The sequence below is a fragment of the Streptomyces manipurensis genome (genome assembly GCF_049570255.1).
Classification (GTDB): Bacteria; Actinomycetota; Actinomycetes; order Streptomycetales; family Streptomycetaceae; genus Streptomyces; species Streptomyces manipurensis.
Map to the genome: position 1 here is coordinate 194,323 of NZ_CP186950.1, position 16,399 is coordinate 210,721.

At 72.8% G+C, this 16,399-nt stretch carries 19 protein-coding genes; 7 read left to right on the forward strand and 12 right to left on the reverse strand.

Going from position 1 to position 16,399, the window contains the following annotated elements; genetic code table 11:
- Window positions 1–130: 130 nt before the first annotated feature.
- Complete coding sequence (locus ACPU2J_RS00985) at window positions 131–523, reverse strand: hypothetical protein (protein WP_420082175.1); 393 nt, start codon at window positions 521–523, stop codon at window positions 131–133.
- Window positions 523–1,665 (reverse strand): molybdopterin-dependent oxidoreductase, encoded by a 1,143-nt coding sequence (locus tag ACPU2J_RS00990; protein ID WP_423832473.1) that lies wholly within the window; start codon window positions 1,663–1,665, stop codon window positions 523–525. Before ACPU2J_RS00990 ends, ACPU2J_RS00985 begins: the two co-directional genes overlap by 1 nt.
- A gap of 114 nt (window positions 1,666–1,779) precedes the next feature.
- Between ACPU2J_RS00990 and ACPU2J_RS00995 the strand changes: the two genes are divergently transcribed.
- On the forward strand, window positions 1,780–3,228 hold the full coding sequence (locus ACPU2J_RS00995) for a glycosyltransferase 87 family protein (RefSeq protein ID WP_420082173.1): 1,449 nt from the start codon (window positions 1,780–1,782) through the stop codon (window positions 3,226–3,228).
- Between the two features lie 148 nt (window positions 3,229–3,376).
- The gene (locus ACPU2J_RS01000; protein ID WP_420082172.1) at window positions 3,377–4,249 is read left to right on the forward strand and encodes a DUF4394 domain-containing protein; all 873 of its coding nucleotides are present in this window, start codon (window positions 3,377–3,379) and stop codon (window positions 4,247–4,249) included.
- A gap of 121 nt (window positions 4,250–4,370) precedes the next feature.
- Here ACPU2J_RS01000 and ACPU2J_RS01005 read toward each other — a convergent pair whose 3' ends face one another.
- Window positions 4,371–5,018 (reverse strand): fasciclin domain-containing protein, encoded by a 648-nt coding sequence (locus ACPU2J_RS01005; protein ID WP_420078445.1) that lies wholly within the window; start codon window positions 5,016–5,018, stop codon window positions 4,371–4,373.
- A gap of 100 nt (window positions 5,019–5,118) precedes the next feature.
- Window positions 5,119–6,708 carry a molybdopterin-dependent oxidoreductase gene (locus ACPU2J_RS01010; protein WP_420082171.1) on the reverse strand — a complete coding sequence of 530 codons (1,590 nt, stop codon included), beginning with the start codon at window positions 6,706–6,708 and terminating at the stop codon, window positions 5,119–5,121.
- Window positions 6,709–6,921: 213 nt separating this feature from the next.
- Between ACPU2J_RS01010 and ACPU2J_RS01015 the strand changes: the two genes are divergently transcribed.
- Together ACPU2J_RS01015 and ACPU2J_RS01020 are read left to right on the forward strand one after the other, a co-directional pair.
- Window positions 6,922–7,338, forward strand: coding sequence for a hypothetical protein (locus tag ACPU2J_RS01015; RefSeq protein ID WP_420082526.1), 417 nt, complete (start codon window positions 6,922–6,924; stop codon window positions 7,336–7,338).
- A gap of 99 nt (window positions 7,339–7,437) precedes the next feature.
- Window positions 7,438–7,848: an ATP-binding protein gene (locus ACPU2J_RS01020; RefSeq protein ID WP_420082170.1), complete on the forward strand. Its 411-nt coding sequence runs from the start codon at window positions 7,438–7,440 to the stop codon at window positions 7,846–7,848.
- Window positions 7,849–8,040: 192 nt separating this feature from the next.
- Here ACPU2J_RS01020 and ACPU2J_RS01025 read toward each other — a convergent pair whose 3' ends face one another.
- Together ACPU2J_RS01025 and ACPU2J_RS01030 are read right to left on the reverse strand one after the other, a co-directional pair.
- The gene (locus ACPU2J_RS01025) at window positions 8,041–8,280 is read right to left on the reverse strand and encodes a chaplin (protein WP_361600434.1); all 240 of its coding nucleotides are present in this window, start codon (window positions 8,278–8,280) and stop codon (window positions 8,041–8,043) included.
- 430 nt (window positions 8,281–8,710) lie between these two features.
- Complete coding sequence (locus ACPU2J_RS01030; protein ID WP_423832474.1) at window positions 8,711–9,217, reverse strand: hypothetical protein; 507 nt, start codon at window positions 9,215–9,217, stop codon at window positions 8,711–8,713.
- On the opposite strand from ACPU2J_RS01030, the gene ACPU2J_RS01035 reads away from it, so the two are divergent.
- Together ACPU2J_RS01035 and ACPU2J_RS01040 are read left to right on the forward strand one after the other, a co-directional pair.
- Window positions 9,216–9,566 (forward strand): 2OG-Fe(II) oxygenase, encoded by a 351-nt coding sequence (locus ACPU2J_RS01035; RefSeq protein ID WP_423832475.1) that lies wholly within the window; start codon window positions 9,216–9,218, stop codon window positions 9,564–9,566. The two genes, ACPU2J_RS01030 and ACPU2J_RS01035, sit on opposite strands and share 2 nt — an antisense overlap.
- A 330-nt stretch (window positions 9,567–9,896) precedes the next feature.
- Window positions 9,897–10,637: an AAA family ATPase gene (locus ACPU2J_RS01040; protein ID WP_423832476.1), complete on the forward strand. Its 741-nt coding sequence runs from the start codon at window positions 9,897–9,899 to the stop codon at window positions 10,635–10,637.
- Window positions 10,638–11,004: 367 nt separating this feature from the next.
- Here the strand turns inward: ACPU2J_RS01040 and ACPU2J_RS01045 are convergent, their stop codons facing one another.
- Window positions 11,005–11,604, reverse strand: a complete 600-nt coding sequence (locus tag ACPU2J_RS01045) for a helix-turn-helix domain-containing protein (protein ID WP_420082167.1) — start codon at window positions 11,602–11,604, stop codon at window positions 11,005–11,007.
- Between the two features lie 144 nt (window positions 11,605–11,748).
- Between ACPU2J_RS01045 and ACPU2J_RS01050 the strand changes: the two genes are divergently transcribed.
- Complete coding sequence (locus tag ACPU2J_RS01050; protein ID WP_420082166.1) at window positions 11,749–12,735, forward strand: alpha/beta fold hydrolase; 987 nt, start codon at window positions 11,749–11,751, stop codon at window positions 12,733–12,735.
- Window positions 12,736–12,825: 90 nt separating this feature from the next.
- On the opposite strand, the gene ACPU2J_RS01055 is transcribed toward ACPU2J_RS01050, so the two are convergent.
- From ACPU2J_RS01055 to ACPU2J_RS01075, 5 genes are all read right to left on the reverse strand, one after another.
- The gene (locus tag ACPU2J_RS01055) at window positions 12,826–13,455 is read right to left on the reverse strand and encodes a GOLPH3/VPS74 family protein (protein WP_420082165.1); all 630 of its coding nucleotides are present in this window, start codon (window positions 13,453–13,455) and stop codon (window positions 12,826–12,828) included.
- Between the two features lie 174 nt (window positions 13,456–13,629).
- A complete protein-coding gene (locus ACPU2J_RS01060; RefSeq protein ID WP_423832477.1) occupies window positions 13,630–14,136 on the reverse strand; it encodes a TspO/MBR family protein in 507 nt (168 codons plus the stop codon).
- Between the two features lie 98 nt (window positions 14,137–14,234).
- Complete coding sequence (locus tag ACPU2J_RS01065) at window positions 14,235–15,005, reverse strand: phosphatase PAP2 family protein (protein ID WP_423832478.1); 771 nt, start codon at window positions 15,003–15,005, stop codon at window positions 14,235–14,237.
- The gene (locus ACPU2J_RS01070) at window positions 14,998–15,678 is read right to left on the reverse strand and encodes a DedA family protein (protein WP_423832479.1); all 681 of its coding nucleotides are present in this window, start codon (window positions 15,676–15,678) and stop codon (window positions 14,998–15,000) included. The genes ACPU2J_RS01065 and ACPU2J_RS01070 overlap by 8 nt, the downstream gene beginning before the upstream one ends.
- A gap of 199 nt (window positions 15,679–15,877) precedes the next feature.
- On the reverse strand, window positions 15,878–16,270 hold the full coding sequence (locus tag ACPU2J_RS01075; protein WP_423832480.1) for a hypothetical protein: 393 nt from the start codon (window positions 16,268–16,270) through the stop codon (window positions 15,878–15,880).
- Window positions 16,271–16,399: the final 129 nt, after the last annotated feature.

The window sequence follows — 16,399 nt, forward strand, 5'->3', positions numbered from 1 at the left end:
CCGCGAGCCTGCCTGCCACGGGGCAGACCTTCGGGGCGGAGTCCGCACGGCTGCGGACTCCGCCCCGGCGGTTCTGCTTGGCGGTTCTCCGTGGCGGTTCTGCTTGGCGGCTCTCGTGGCAGGTTCGCGGTCAGGCCCGGCGGGTCAGGGACCGCAGGACGGCGTGCAGGACGGTGAACAGGGCGATGGCCGCCATGGCCAGCAGCCAGTTGCGCAGGTAGTCGAGCGGCAGCACCGTCGGGTTGGCTGCGGGGCCCGGTCGCAGGAGCGGGGGGAGCGCGATCGCCGTCAGCGAGCCCGCCACGATCAGCGCAGCCCGCGGGACGGCCCGCAGGCGCAGACCCGCAGCGGCGGCGAGGGCCCCGACGGCGAACACGAGCGGCGCGACGAACCCGTCGTGCACCACGACCGCGCCCCCGAGCCACACGGCGATCCGCCACGGCTCGGGCTGCTGGAGCAGCAGCCATCCACCCCATGCCGCGCACAGCAGCCCGAGTCCGCCCGTCACGTGCCGGAACCCCATCACGCCACCTCCAGTCGGCCGACCCACTTGGTCTGGAGCACGCCGGGCCGGTTCGGTGCGATGATCCGCGCCGGATAGCCGTGGTCCAGGGAGAGCACCTCGCCGTTCAGGCGCAGCGCCAGCAGGGTGAGCGGGTCCTGCGCGTACAGCCGGCCCATCTCCATCACCCGGTAGGCGCCCGCCTCTTCGAGGGAGACCACCCGGGCGCGCGAGCCCGGGCCGCCGCCGGCGCGCTCCAGGAGGTCCCGTACCCGTACGCCGGTCCAGTGGGCGGATTTGCTCCAGCCCTCGACGCAGGCGATGGGCAGGGTCACCTCGTGCTGCTGCATCGCGCGCAGCTCCTCCAGCGTCAGGGTGTACGGGCGCGGCCCGTCCACGGTCAGCCGCCAGTCGGCGAGGGAGGCCCGGGTGACGCGTGCGGCTGCCGCCGTCCTGTTCACCGGGAGCCCCTGTACTCCGTGGGAGGGGCTGCGCGGTGCGAACAGGTCGAGCGGGCCGAGGGCGGTGACGGACTGTCCGACGGTGGTCACCGTGACGGCTCCGACCGCGGCGGTGACACCGAGGAGGAGCCGGCGCCGGTCCGGTCCGTCCGCCTCGGGCAGGGCCAGGGTCCCGGGGGAACGGCGGGTGAAGTGGTCCCGGATGCGCAGCCATTGCACGGCGAGGTGCAGGAGCAGCGCTCCGAGCAGGAGCCAGGCGACCGCGTAGTGCACGGGGACGAAGCTGAAGGGCCACGGGTACCACTGAAAGGTGTTGAGCAGTCCGGTGAACAGCTGGAACAGGGCGGCCGCGACGAGGACGGCCACGGAGATCCGTTCCAGGGCGTGCCGCGGGGACCGTACCGGCGGCCAGGTGAACAGCCGGGGGTAGACCGCCCACAGCTTCGCCAGCAGCAGGGGTACGGCGGCGATGCCGGAGGCCACGTGGAGGCCCTGGGTGAACCGGTAGCCCCAGGAGGGGCGGCTCGGCAGCCGGTCGGCCAGCCATCCGGGCGGGTGCTGGAGGTAGTGGCTGAGCAGGCCGGTGGCGAAGCAGACGATCACGGCGAGGCCGAGCCAGCGGCCGATCGCGGTGGCGGTGCGGGCATCGTGCAGGCGCGCCTTGAACGTGACGGGCGGCCCGGGGGGCAGGGTGAAGCGCATGCACCCATCACACCCCCGCAGAGGGCCGTGCGGTGGGACGGGACGCCTTACGAAACGCGGACGTCCGAGGCGGCGTGCCCCATGGCAGGGCCGATTCCTGGAACGCTTCCGCAGGTGAAACCCCTTCGTCCCCTCACCCCGCGCGCCGCACTCGTGGCCACCGCCCTCGCCGTCGCCGCACTCACGACCGTGCTCGCCCTCACGGTCTCCCGCGGGGGTTACGTAGACGACCCCGCCGGACTCTTCGGGTGGTACCTGCTCTGCTGGGCGCTCTTCACCGTCGCCCTGCTCGCGCTGCGCCGGGTCCGGAGCCGGCATGCCGTGGTGCTGGTCGTGGCGGGGGCCGTCGCCGTCACCGTGACCGGACTTCTGGGGCCGCCCCGGACCAGCACCGACTCCTACCGCTACGCCTGGGACGGCCGTGTCCAGGCGGCCGGCATCTCCCCGTACGACCACACCCCGCAGGACCCGGCCCTCGTTCCGCTGCGCGATCCCTGGCTCTTCCCGACCGGCTCGGCATGTGGTGGCCCGGACCTCGCACCCCTCCCTGCTGCCGACGGCACGTCCCGGTGCACCCGCATCAACCGGCCCGCTGTGCACACCATCTACCCGCCCGTCGCCGAGGTGTACTTCCTGGCCGTCGACCGGCTCTCCCCCGCGGGCGCCCGGCACGAGCCGCTCCAGACCGGCGCCGCCCTGGTCTCCCTCGGCGTCACGGCCACGCTGCTGCTGATCCTGCGGCGGCGCGGGGACGACCTGCGCAAGGCGGCGTACTGGGCCTGGTGCCCGGCCGTCCCCCTGGAAGCGGTCAACAACGCGCACATCGACGTACTGGGCGTGCTCCTCGCGGTCGCCGGACTCGGCCTCGTCGCCTCCCGGGCCCTGGGCCGGCGGGCGGGCGGCGGCCTGCTGATCGGCGCCGCCGTCGCCACCAAACTCATGCCGGCCGTCGTCCTTCCCGGCGCGCTGTCCGGGGTCCGGCGTGTCCGGGACGCGGCCGCCGTCGTCCTGCCCGCTGCGGCCTTCGTCGCCCTCGCCTACCTCCCGTACGTCCTCCTCTCGCACGGTTCGGTCCTCGGCTACCTCGGCGGCTACGTCGAGGAGGAAGGCTACGACGATCCGTCGGCCGGGTCCCGCTACGGACTCCTGCGTCTGCTGCTGCCCGACGCCTGGGCGTTCCCCGTCCTGGTCGCCGTGGTGGCGGCCCTGGCCCTGTACGTGATGCGGCGCGGGGATCCGCGGCGTCCGTGGAGCGGCGCGCTGCTGGTCACCGGCTGGTCCTTCGTCCTCCTCACCCCGGGCTATTCCTGGTATGCCCTGCTCCTGATCGCCCTCGTCGCCCTGGACGGACGCTGGGAATGGCTCGGGATCCCGCTCGCGGGCGCCGCCGTCTATGTCCTCGCCCCGGCCCTCGGCTACCACCCCGCCGTGACCGACCTCGCCTACGGCTCCGCGGCCGCCCTCGTCCTCGTGATGAACCGGATCAGAAGGCGATCGGGCCCACCGGGAGCCGCAGGACCGGCCCCCGTGCCTCCTGTCGGCGCCGCTCGCGCACCGCGCTGAGGGCAACCCGGTCGGAGCAGTCCGGACCGTTCTGTGTGGGCCATGCGGGTGGCCTGCCACGGCTGCACCTGTCCGGCGTGGACTCGGTGCCGAAACCCCAGACAAGACATCGGCCGCCCCGGCCGACGCGCCCGATCCGGGAGTACCCATGCGATACCGCTCCACCGCCGCCGCTGCCGCCGTCGTACTGGCCGCCCTGTGCGCGGCGCCCGCGCTCGCCGCCGCCGACCCCCCGCCGCAGACCCTGCCCGCGATGGAGGGCAAGGGCGGCCTGAGCGCGATCGGGCTGACCGGTGACCAGCGCCTGGTCGAGTTCGCCGTCAACAACCCCTCCAAGACCTGGTCGCTGGGCGGGGTCTCCGGCCTGTCCGGCGACACGAAGCTGGTCGGCATCGACTTCCGGGTACAGAACGAGAAGCTGTACGGCGTCGGCGACCGCGGCGGCGTCTACACCCTGGACACCACGAACGCGGCGGCGGTGAAGGTGTCGCAGCTGACGGTGGCGCTCGCCGGGACCGCGTTCGGAGTGGACTTCAACCCGGCCGCGAACCGGCTGCGGGTCATCTCCGACACGGGCCAGAACCTGCGACACAACATCGACGACCCGGCAGCCCCGCTGACGACGACCGTCGACGGCACCCTGACGAACCCGACCACGCCGCCGTCGACCGCGACGGGTGTCACCGGCGCCGCCTACACCAACAACGACCTGAACGCGGCCACGGCCACCACGCTGTTCGACCTGGACACGATGGCCGACCGGATCTCCCTGCAGTCCCCCGCGAACGCCGGAACCCTCGCACCCACCGGGATGCTCGGCGTCAACGCCGACCCGGACGCCGGGTTCGACATCCACTACAGCCCCGCGACCGGGGTGAACCGCGGGTTCGCCGCCATCGGCACCGCCGGCACCTACCGCCTCTACGCGGTCGACGTGCTGACCGGCAGGGCGACCGACAAGGGCGCCTTCCCGAGCCGCTACCAGGTCACCGACCTCGCCCTGCCCATCAACCAGAACTAGCACCGCGGACCCTGCCGGGTCCGGCGTAGGTGCTGTTCCCGTGGCGCCGTACAGGCCGGTGGCCCCGCCCCCTCGGAAGGGCGCGGGGCCACCGGCCGTTTCCCGTGGCCGCGTGTTCCGGCTACTTGGGCATGAGGACGGTGTCGACGATGTAGACGTTGGCGTTGGCGGTCTTGACGTTGCCGCAGACGACGTTGGAGGTGTCGTTGACCTTGTAGGCCTCTCCGGAGCCGGAGGTGGTGACCATGCCCTTCTGCAGGGTCTCGAAGCTGCCGTTCTCCAGCTGCTGCGGGGTGAGCTTCTGGCCGACCACGTGGTAGGTGAGGATCTTGGTCAGCTGCTCCTTGTCGGCGAGGACCTTGTCGAGGTCGGCCTTCGGGATCTTGGCGAAGGCGTCGTTCGTGGGAGCGAAGACGGTGATGTCCTTGGCGTTGTTGAGGGTGTCGACCAGGCCGGCCTGCTTGACCGCGGCGACCAGGGTGGACAGGGCCGGGTTGTTCGAGGCGGCGGTGGCGACCGGGTCCTTGGCCATCCCGTCGAACGAGCCCGCGCCCTCCTTCGGGACACCGGCACACGCCGCGCCGAACGGCTTGTCACCCGTCATCGCATCGTCGGCCGGGGTGCTCTCTCCGGTCTTGGCCTGGTCCCCGGCGGCCGCGGTCGGGGCGGCCTTGGTGTCACCGGAGTCGGAGCAGGCGGCGAGGGTGAAGGGCAGCACCGCGGCTGCGGCGACGGCGACGGCGGTACGGCGGATCTTCAGGGCGTTCATGATCGGTTGCTCCCCTTGAGCTTATGTCGATGGATGGATGGATGGGGGTTCAGGGGTGGTGCTGCCGGACCGGGCCCTGTGGTGGGACCGGCCCGGAGGTCTAGGGGACGGTGACGAAGACGCTGTGCCAGCCGCTCGCTCCGTCGGGGATGGTCCGGGCGCGCTCTTCGGTCTGGACCTGTCCGGTGCCGTCGGTGGCACGAACGGTGATCGTGTGTCCGCCGGGGGCGGTCTGCCACGGGTAGGACCACTGGCGCCAGGTGTCGACGGTGTCCTGGACGGCCAGGTCGGCGTCCCGCCACGGTCCGTCGTCGATGCGGACCTCGACGCGGCTGATGCCGCGCCTCTGGGCCCACGCGACCCCGGCGACCACGACCGTGCCTGCGGCGGGGCGGGCGAAGGGCTTGGGGGTGTCGATCCGGGACTGGGTCTTGACGGGTGCGCGGCGGGCCCACTTCCGCTTCACCCAGTACGGGTCGTAGGCGTCGAACGTGGTGAGCTCGATGTCGGTGATCCACTTGCAGGCCGACACGTATCCGTACAGGCCCGGCACCAGCATGCGGACGGGGAAGCCGTGGTCGAAGGGCAGCGGTTCGCCGTTCATGCCGACCGCGAGCATCGCGTCACGGCCGTCCATGACGTCCTCGACCGGGGAGCCGAGGGTCATGCCGTCCACGGAACGGGCCACCAGCTGGTCGGCCGGGCCGCCCTTCGACGGCGGCCGGACGCCCGCTTCCCGCAGCAGCTCGGCCAGCGGTACGCCGAGCCAGCGGGCGGTGCCCAGGTAGGGGCCGCCGACCTCGTTGGAGACGCAGGTCAGGGTGATGTCCCGCTCGATCAGCGGACGGTCCAGGAGCTCGTCGAAGGTGTAGGTACGGGGCCGGGTGACGCCCTTGCCGTGGATCCGCAGTCGCCAGGTGCCGGCGTCCACCTGCGGGACGGACAGGGCCGTGTCGACGCGGTAGAAGTCCCGGTTCGGGGTGACGAAGGGGCTGATTCCGTCCACCTTCAGCTGGACTCCCGCCGGTGCGGCCGGAGCCGGGGAGGCCGGCGCGGGCAGGACCAGGCCTGCACGTGAGGCGACCGCTCCCTGGCCCTGCCGGCCGGAGAGGAAGCGTCCGAGCGCACCCGCTCCGATGGCTGCGGCGGCGGTCGCGGCCGCGGCGGTGAGGAAGCCGCGCCGGCTCCACCCGTCCTCGTCCACGGCCCCGCCGGCCGGATCCGGGCGGTAGGGGGCCGCTCGGGAGCTGAGGTGGTAGAGGGTGCCCGCGCCCGCGACGGCCCCTGCGAGGGAAGGGAGTACGTCTGCGACGCCGGCCGAGTCGGGTCGACTGAGGGCCGCGGCGGCGCCGACGATCCCGAAGAGCAGCACTCCCGCGGCACCGGCCCGCCGCCGGTACAGGCTGAGCACGCCCAGACCCATCGCGATGAGTGCGAGGACGACGAGGATGCCGAGCTGCAGGACGGCCTTGTCGTTCTCCCCGAAGGTGCGGATCGCGAAGTCCTTCACGGCGGCCGGAGTCCGGTCGATCACGGCCCCGCCCACCACGGTCACCGGCCCGGCGGCCGGCCGGACCAGGCCGGCGAGCAGCTCGGCCACGGCGAGCGCCGTGAAGGCGGCCAGGAGTCCGGCCGCAGCACCGAGCGCGGTGCGGGAGAGGGTGTTGCGGAAGCTGATCACACCCGGCATTCGGACAGGCCCGCCTGGCGGATTGCCCTTTCCCCGAAAGAGTGAACCGCCGACCGGCGCCAGCCCCTACCCATGCCCATGCAATGCGCTCGGAGTGCTTCTGGGGAGTCGACGCAATCCTTCCGGCGCTTCGATCCGAATTGCCCACATATGACTCCTGAAGGTGAGGAGCCACCGAATACACCGACCAAGGATCTGGAGGAGGTGAGTGCGATGACCGTGTCCGTGCGCGCACGACGGCTGATCGCCGGGGCAGCGTCGGCGGGGCTCATGGCCGGAGCGTCCGTGCTGGGTGTCTCCGCCACGGCGAACGCCGCGACGGTGCCGTCCGCGGTGGCCTCGACCGTCACCAGCGACCGGGACCACCGCAGCGACCGGTGGGACCGCCACGAACGCCATGACCGCAACGACCGGTGCACCTGGGTCAAGGGCCACTGGGGCAAGCAGTGGGTCAAGGGGCACTGGGAGTGGAAGTGGCAGCAGGGAACGTGGCACCAGGGCTACCGCGACCATCACGGGAACTGGCATGACGGCTGGTGGGGCAAGGGGCACTGGGGCAAGCAGTGGGTGCCCGGCCACTACGTGAGCCACTGGGTTCCCGGCCAGTGGAACTGCCACCACAAGTGGTAACACCGGTATGCCGACGCGGGGTTCCGGCATCACCGGAGCCCCCGTCGCGCGTTCCCCTCGCCCTCGGTCACGGGGGCGACGTCACCTTGAGAGGTCACCATGGACACCGCCATCGCAGCCCGCGCGTGTCCGGCAACGCTGCACATCCCGCTCCCGGCCGGCGCCCAGGCGCCGCTGCGCGCCCGCCAGGCCGTCGCCCGCACCCTGGCCCTCCGAGGGGACTGCTGCCCCGCGGCAGTGGCCGACGACATCGTGCTCATCGTCTCCGAGCTCGTGACCAATGCGGTCCTGCACGCCCGGGGACCCTACGCACTCACTCTGAGCCTGGAGGCCGGGCGAGCCCGTGTGGAGGTCGGCGACGGATCGGCCGGACTGTTCGGGCACCGGCCCGCCGAGGACCGGCCGGCGCCCGGCGGGCGCGGTCTGAAGATCGTGCGGGCACTGGGGGCGGACCTCTTCACCCGCCCGTCCGGCCGGGGCAAGCAGGTCGTCGCCGTTCTCACGTGGTGAGGGCGCGGCAGGCCGCACGGTGCTGCGGAGGCTGGGCCGACAGCCCCCGCAGCCGCCCCGACCCGCACGCGGAACGACGTCCCGCACGAGGCGCCCCGAAGGCGGTCTCCTGCAGGGTGCCGGACGGGGAACCGGTCCGTGCCGCCGCGTCTACTCGGCAGCACGGACCGGGGTCTTCGAGGTGGTGCCGGGTCAGGCGTTGACGCAGGTGTTGCCGAACGCCGGGTTCAGCAGCCCGATGACACTGACGCTGTTGCCGCAGGCGTTGACCGGGATGTGGATCGGCACCTGGATCAGGTTGCCCGAGCCCACGCCCGGCGAGCCCGCGGCCACACCCTGCGCACCCGCGTCGGCCGCAGCCAGGGAAGCGCCACCGATCACCACGGCACCGGTCGCAGCGGCCACCGCCAGGCTCTTGAGCACACGCACCATCGTCTTGCCTCCATGGGGAAGAGGTTCTCCCGGCCGGTGCGGAAGTCCCGAACGGCCGGTGAGGAACCGGGGTTTCCCCCGGCCCTCATCCCGTTCTTCGCGCTCCCCCGGCCTGCGGCTGGGTCCGGACGGCCGGATTCACCCGCGCGGGGGAACGGGCCGCGCGCCGGGTGACGGCGCCATCCCTCCGCCACGACGGCGGTGTACCGGGTCCGTCCGGCCCGCCCAAGCCGTGACCGACCGGGAGCGGGACCAAGCCGCTCCCCGGCAGCCCGGGGCGGGCCCGCCCTTCCTCGGTGTCCACCGCGTCGAACTCCCGCTCCGGACCGGGCCGCCACCTCGACGAGTCGGTCGGCACGGAGCACCACCAGCGCCTCGCCATCGCACGCGCTGCGCGGCGCTGTGCCCCGTACAAGCCCCCCCCGTCGCGTCAGCGGGCGCCGATCAGGGTCTGCGTCGTCCCGTCCGGGTAGGCGGCGACGCTGATCGTGCCGGCCGCGCATGCGGACCGGCCTCCCGGGCCGACGGGCACCGGCCGGAAGAGGTCCCAGGTGCCGTCAGCCCGCCGTACGGTGTGATCGGCGGTCCCGTCGGCGCCGATCGGCAGGATCCGGCTCTCGCCGGCGGAAGAACCGGCAATGGCCACGGCCTGGCCGGCCATCGCCGGGTTCGTCCCGGTGCCCGCCGGAGCGCCCCAGCCCTGGAGGCTGCCGTCGGCGCGGATCAGGTTGTGCCAGACGTTGCCGTCGAGCCCGACGGCGACGATCTGGGCCTGCGGGCCCACTGCCGCGATGGCCAGGTCGTGACCCGCGAACTCGGGTGCGCCCACTCCGGGGACCTTGGTCCAGGGACGCCACGAGCCGTCGGCCGCGCGGGTGGTGAGGCGCATCGCCCCGTCGGCCCCGAAGACGACCACCCGGATCGACCCGTCGGGCATGCCGCTCGCCGCGGCCCGGCTCGCCCGGACGGCCCTCGGGAAACTCGAGCCGGGCACCATCGTCGACGACGCCATCATGGAGATCCTGCCGTCAGTGGAGAAGGCACTCGGCGACTACTACCGCGCCCACCAGGACGTCGGCACCCAGGGCTTCGCTTCCAGGCGCCTGCTCACCTTCGTCCACTACCTGCACCGCACACCCCGCCCCTTCGAAGGCGGAGCCCTGCGCGTCTACGACGGAGCAACCTCCATGCACGACGGCGGACGCCCCCTGACCCGGGAGGACCGCGCCTGGCAGGACTGGGGGCCCGACCACGACAGCATCGTGTTCTTCCTCCCCGACAAGTAGCACGAGGTACGCACCGTCACCTGCCCCGGCAAGGACCCCACGGACAGCCGCTTCGCCGTCAACGGTGGCTCTGCACCCCGGCCGACTGAACACGGGATCGCGGCATCACCCGCCTCGTCGATCGGCGCCCGCCGCCGCCTCTGCGCGCTACCGTCCTCCGCGCCGACGATGGTGGCGGGCCGCCTCGGCACCCGGCAGGATGTGCCCGTGCCGAAGAACCCACCGGAGTCCGTACAGCAGCAGCTGCGTCGGCGTCTGAACCGCCATGCCCGCGCATGCCGGCCCCTCGTGGATGCCGTCACGGTGAACTTTCGCGCGGGATTCGCCTATGTGGCAGCCGAGTTGCCGGGGCACGAGAGCCTGCCGCTGTGCCGACTGCGTTTCACCGGCGAACCCCACGCCTGGGGCTTCGCCCTCTACCGGGCCGACAACGACGGCTACCGGGACACCCTGCCGGCCGGCTCCCCGGAGGAGGCGCTCGACTGCGCGGGCCACCTCCACCCCGGAGTTCTCCTGCCCGTCGTCCAGGTGCCGACAGGGCTCGTCGTTCTCGTCGGCCCGCCGGCCTCGGGCAGGACCAGCTTCGTCCGGGCCCTGGTCGAGCGGCGGCAGATCGCCGCGGAAGCCGTGGTGGCCAGCGACGAGATCCGCGCGGAGCTCTTCGGCACCTCACCCGCGCACGCCACATCGGACGCGGCCGACGCGGAGATCTTCAAGGAACGCGACCGCAGGATCGACGCCCGCCTGGCCTCCGGGCGCACCGCGGTCGCCGAGTCCACCAACGTCACACCACAGGCACGTGCGCGACTCGTCGACATCGCCCGGCGCTTCGACGTCCCCGTCACCATGCTGCGATTCGACCCGGACGTCACCGGCCTCCTCCAGCAGTACACCGAGAGGGGCCGCACGGACCTCACCGCCGAGGATGTCGGCACGTACGCCGCCGTCATGGCGCAGCAGGCCCGTACCGACCAGCTCCTTTCCGAGGGCGCAACGGCCGTCCACGACGTCCCCGGACGTCGCCAGTCAACCTCCCCCACGCAAGCCGCCGCGCGCTTCTCCTTCGCCTGACACATCCAAGGCGCCGGCTCCCGACGCGCGTTGCCGTCCCCGAGGACCTCGCCCGGGACGGCGTGCTTCGGGCCGCATCGCGCGGGCGGGAGGACGGAGGGGCCCCGACCAGCCGGGGGGGGAGGGCTGGCCGGGGCGGCGCCCATTCCGGCGGGGGGGGGTGCCGGGCAGGGCGGTACGAGGTGTGGGGGCGGGAAGGGTGGTCGCCTCACGGCGGAGGGCTCCGAGGGGCTTCAGCCGAACGATCTTCCCCGCAGGCTCAGGTCGGGCCCGGGGACACAGACCCTTCCCGCATCCCACACGTACGTAAACGGGCAACCAAACCGGAATGTTCCCGGCCACCGGCAGGCCGGGCTTCCCGTCCGGATCAGAAGCCGGCCTGGAGGGTGCGCGGGCGTGGGCGTTCCCCTTGGGGCCCGAACATGACCAGGTACTCGACCGGTCCGGCGGATCCGGCGTTCGCCACTCCGTGGGGGGTGCGGGTGTCGAACTCCACGATGTCCCCGGCGGTCAGGACGAGGTCCTGGGTGCCGAGCGCGAGCCACAGCCTCCCGTACAGGACGCACAGCCATTCGTACCCCTCGTGGGACACCTGGCGCGGCCGTCCGGGCGGCTCGGCGACGGCCGGCAGGACGTGCTTGTGAGCGTGCAGGCCGCCGACGTACGGGGTCAGCGGCAGCACCGCCTTGTCGTCGCCGAAGCCGTGTCGTGCCGTGCTTCGGGGCCCGGCCGCCGGCGTGGGCGTGGTGCCGGCCAGCTCGTCCAGGGGGACGCCGTACTCCTTCGCCAGTTGCAGCAGCACCTCGAGGGTGGGCTTGCGCCGGCCCGTCTCGATCCGTGACAGCACGCTGGGCGAGATGCCGGTCGCACGGCTGACATCGGCGAGTGTGGCGCCACTGCGCTCGCGCACGAGGCGCAGCCGCGGACCCATCGTCGCCAGCGTCCGGGCCACGTCGTCCCCCGCCATCGTCACCGTTCCTGCCCTCGTGCCGCTTCACCGCCCTGTCCTGCAACCTTGCCAGAACGGCAATGCCGATCGCGCCGAGCGGCCGCGGCGTCGCATGATCGACGGGTTCCCGCCGACCGCCCGCGAACCGAGGAGAAAGTCCCCATGCGATCCGAGCCGACCGCCGCTCTCCGCCACCGCACCGTCGAAGCCCCGGCCGGGCGTCTGCACCTGGCAGAGCAGGGCACGGGCCCGTTGGTTCTGCTCGTGCACGGCTTCCCGGAGTCCTGGTACTCCTGGCGCCGGCAGCTCCCGGCCCTCGCCGCGGCCGGGTACCGGGCCGTGGCGATCGACGTGCGCGGCTACGGCCGCTCGTCCAGGCCCGCCGCGACCGACTCCTACCGACTGCTCGACCTGGTGGAGGACAACGTCGCCGTCGTGCACGCCCTCGCCGAGGAGAGCGCGGTGATCGTCGGCCACGACTGGGGCTCACCCATCGCCGCCACCTCCGCCCTGCTCCACCCCGAGGTCTTCCGGGCCGTCGCCCTGCTGAGCGTCCCCTACGCGCCGCCCGGCGGCCCCCGGCCCACCGAGCTCTTCGGCCGGATCGGCGGCCCCGAGCAGGAGTTCTATATTTCCTACTTCCAGGAGCCCGGCCGGGCCGAGGCCGAGATCGAGCCCGACGTCCGGAGCTGGCTCGCCGGCTTCTACGCGGCCCTGTCCGCCGACACCATGCCCGCCGGGGACGAGCCCGACCCGCACTTCGTCGCCCGTGGCGGCCGGCTGCGCGACCGTTTCCCCGCCGGCCGACTCCCCGCTTGGTTGAGCGAGGACGACCTCGACGTCTACGCCGGGGAGTTCGAGCGGACCGGCCTCACCGGCGCCCTCAACCGCTACCGCGCCGTGGACCGCGACTGGGAAGACCTCGCCCCGTACCGCGGAGCGCCGGTCGAGCAGCCGTCGCTGTTCATCGGCGGCGCCCGGGACGCCTCCACCGCCTGGATGTCCGACGCCATCGACGCCTACCCCGCCACACTCCCCGGCCTGTCGGCGTCCCACCTCCTCGAGGGCTGCGGCCACTGGATCCAGCAGGAACGCCCCGACGAGGTCAACCGCCTGCTGACCGACTGGCTCGGCACGCTCCGGAGCTGAAGCGGGCGGGACCCGGATGCGGGCCGGATCGGTGTCGCAGGTCCGCGGCGGGGGTCGTCCGTGCGCGCGGGCGCGCGCACGCAGTGCTGGTCACGGGCCGCGCCAGAGGTTGGCGAAGGCGGCGTTCTCGATGGACCGCCTGTGGCGTACGGCCGCGAGCTCCGTCACCGCGTCGTGGACGACGGCCAGGACGGTGGTCACCGCGCCGTCCGGGCTCCCGGGCGCGATCGGCTCCCCGGCGTCGGCTCCGGCCTCGTCCTCCGCGTCCCCGATACCCACGGCAGAGCCGAGCGAGAGCAGGACGGGCTCGCCCTCCTCCCAGCGCCCGTGCGCCCGACGCCGGACCGGCGTGTCCGCCGGTTCCAGCCGGTCGTTGCCGAAGGGCAGCAGACCGCGGCGCCCGCGCGTGAGCTGGCCGTCCTCCTCCAGGGCTGCCTGGTACGTCGCCGACAGGTCCCGGCCGCGGCGCCACAGCCAGTCCTCGACCCGTTCGTACGGCACCTGCCGGGTGAGCACCGCCGCCGCCTCGGCCAGGAGGGGGTCGTGCGGCTCGGTGGCGGCGCCCGGCACGATGCGGTCGCCGTCCAGGGATGCGACCTGCGCGCCGAGGAGGTCGATCAGCTCGGCGCCCGCGAGCGCCAGTGACAGGTCGCCCTGGCCCACGGGGCTGTCCGGCTCCTGGTCCATGGCGATGATGAACAGGTCCTTGGCCGTGCTCATGAATGCTCCCCATCAAGGTCAGCTGAGGGCGGCACCGCGCGTCGCCCTCGTAGTGGCACCAACGCCCACCACAGCGCCCACGTTCCCCGGCTCGCCCGATCCACTCCTGGTCGCGGCGAGGAATCGCGTTTCCGCCCGACCCTCCGGGAGCAGCCCGCAGAGCGCCGTTCAGGCTCAGGCGTTGAGCCGCCAGATCGACGCGTTCAGAGCGGCCGCGTAGGCCACCCACAACAGGTAGGGCAGGAGCAGCAGCGCGGCGCGGGGGCTTGTCCGCCGGAACTGGACCACGGTCACACAGAGCGCGGCCAGGAGGAGGACGATGTCCAGCAGCGCGAGTCCGTACTGGCCGGCCGCGAAGAACAGCGGGGTCCAGGCGAGGTTGAGCGCGAGCTGGACGGACCACCAGACCAGTGCCGTCCGTGCGCGGGCACGGTCGGGGTGGCGCCAGACCAGCCACGCAGCGATGCCGATCGTGGCGTAGAGGACGGTCCAGACGGGCCCGAAGAGCCATGCCGGTGGGGCCCACGGGGGCCGCTCCAGGGCTCCGTACACCGCGCCCGCATCGGCGGAGGCGAGGGCGCCGAGAGCAGCGACCCCGTAGCTCACGGCCATGAAGAGCAGAAGTGCTCCAAGACTCCTTGCCCTGCGGCGGTGCACCGGCGGCACGGGGGTGATGGCCACGGCCTCTCCTGGGGGGCTCGACGGGTCGAAAGCGGCTGGGCGCACACGGGACCCTCGACCGCTGTCCCGCTTCTGCCCTCTCCTCCGTCCTGCACGCATCACCGGCCCCAGGTGGTCCAGGCGAGGCGGGCCTGGTGTGCGCTCTGCCATCCGGCCAGCGACGCCAGGCTCAGGCCGGTCCCGAGGAGGACTCCGGCGACGGTGTCGGAGGGCCAGTGCACGCCCAGGTACATCCGTGTGAAGGCGACCCCTGCCACGGAGAGCGCCGCGGCCGTCACGGCCGGGATCCAGACGGCGGGCGGCGGGTGGGCCTGGCGGACCAGCCACAGCAGCAACACGCTGCCGGCGGCCATCGTCATCGCGTGCCCGGAGGGCATGGAGGCGAAGGAGGCCGAGTCCACGGGGTCCTGCCACACCGGCCGCGGACGGCCGATGGCCCACCGCAGTACCGCGCGCAGGACCCATTCCACGGCACAGGTCCCCGCGACCCACAGGGCCTGCGTCCGGCGCCGCTTCGACCACAGCAACGCGACGGCGCCGACGATCAGCAGCCGCACCGTCCACGGGTCCCACACCCAGTCCGTCAGGATGCGGACGGCCCGGGTCCAGGACGGGTGCTCCACTGCGAGCCCGTGCAGCCCCGCCGCGAGGGTCCGGTCGAGGTGGAGCAGCGGGCCGGCCCCGGACGCGGCCGCCGCCATGACGGCCACGGCACCGGCGATCAGGACCAGCGCGGGCCGCGCCAACGGATCCGCCGACCAGGCGGCGCACCAGGACCTCGACGCACCGCCCGCCTCTCCGCTGTACGGACCGGAGTCCGGGGTGGAGGGGCGGGCCCGCGCACCGGCGCGTTCCGGGCGGTCAGCCACCGTGCTCCCGCGGCCCCGGGGAGGCGGTCACGGGCGGGACGGGCGGGACCCTGCGGCTCCGGACCTTCCGGACGATGAAGAGGACCAGGCCCAGGACGGCGAGGCCGAGGACGACCTTCGAGAGCACACCGACGTACTGCTCGACCAGCCCCCACTGCGCACCCAACGCGTAGCCGGCCATGATCAGGGCGAGGTTCCAGAGGAAGCTGCCCAGGGCCGTGAGGCTCAGGAATATGGGGAGCGGCATGCGTTCGAGGCCCGCAGGAACGCTGATGAGACTGCGGAAGATCGGCACCATGCGGCCGAAGAACACGGCTTTCGTGCCGTGTTTGGCGAACCAGCGTTCCGTCTTCTCCAGGTCCGCGGTCTTCACCAGGGGCAGGCGCTCCCACAGGGCGTACATCCGCTCCCTGCCGAAGAGCCGCCCGATCTGATATAGCGCGAAGGCACCGATCACGGAGCCCGCTGTGGTCCAGATCAGCGCGGACGCCATGCTCAGCGCGCCCTGGCCCACGGCGAAGCCGGTCAGGGGCAGGATGATCTCGCTGGGCAGGGGCGGGAACAGGTTCTCCAGGGCGATGGCGATACCCGCGCCGGGCCCGCCCAGCGTCTCCACGAGATCCGTGGCCCAGCCGGCGATCCCGCCGGACGCTCCACTGGTATTCGCGCTCATGCTTTCTCCTCGTCAAGGGGATGTCGGACGGCCACGCCCGCGGCGGGTGTCGGTTACGGGGTTCACTGCGGGCCCCGCGAGGAGACCTGATGGCGATCGCGGTGAAGGTGCCACCGGCACCGGGCAACGCCGGGCCGGCGGCGGACTCTGCACACGGCAGGGGGGCCGGCCGGCTCCTGGGTCCGAGCCGACCGGGGGATCAGGGCGAGCAGACCTTGGTCAGGTCCCCGGCAGCGGTCTGGACGGCGACGATGTCCGGGTTCGTGTTGCCGTCGCGCAGGGCGGTCCCGACGTCGGCAACGGCCTTCTTCAGGTCGGCCGTCGCGGTCGCCAGGTCGGCGTTCTTCGTGGTGTCGCCGATCTCGGTGAGGCTCTTGTCGATGTCGGCGAGCGACTTCTGGGCATCCGCGGGGTTGTTGGACGCCTGTCCGACGGCCTGCTGGAGGTCGTTGACGCTGGCCGTGACCGCGTTCGCCACGCGCACGCAGTCCATCGCCGTGCTGACCGACTCGCAGCCGGTCGTGGCACCGATCCCGAGGACCACCGTGAGGACGGTCCCACCGATCACGGAACGACGCTTGAGACGAGACATTACAGATCCTTTACCTGGGGTGAAAGCGAAGAAATGACACACCGGCGTACCGCGAAACGGGTACGCGAAGAGACGCGCCGGCGCGCCCTGAAAAAGCGCAGCAAAAAGCGCAGCATCTGTCTTTGATCA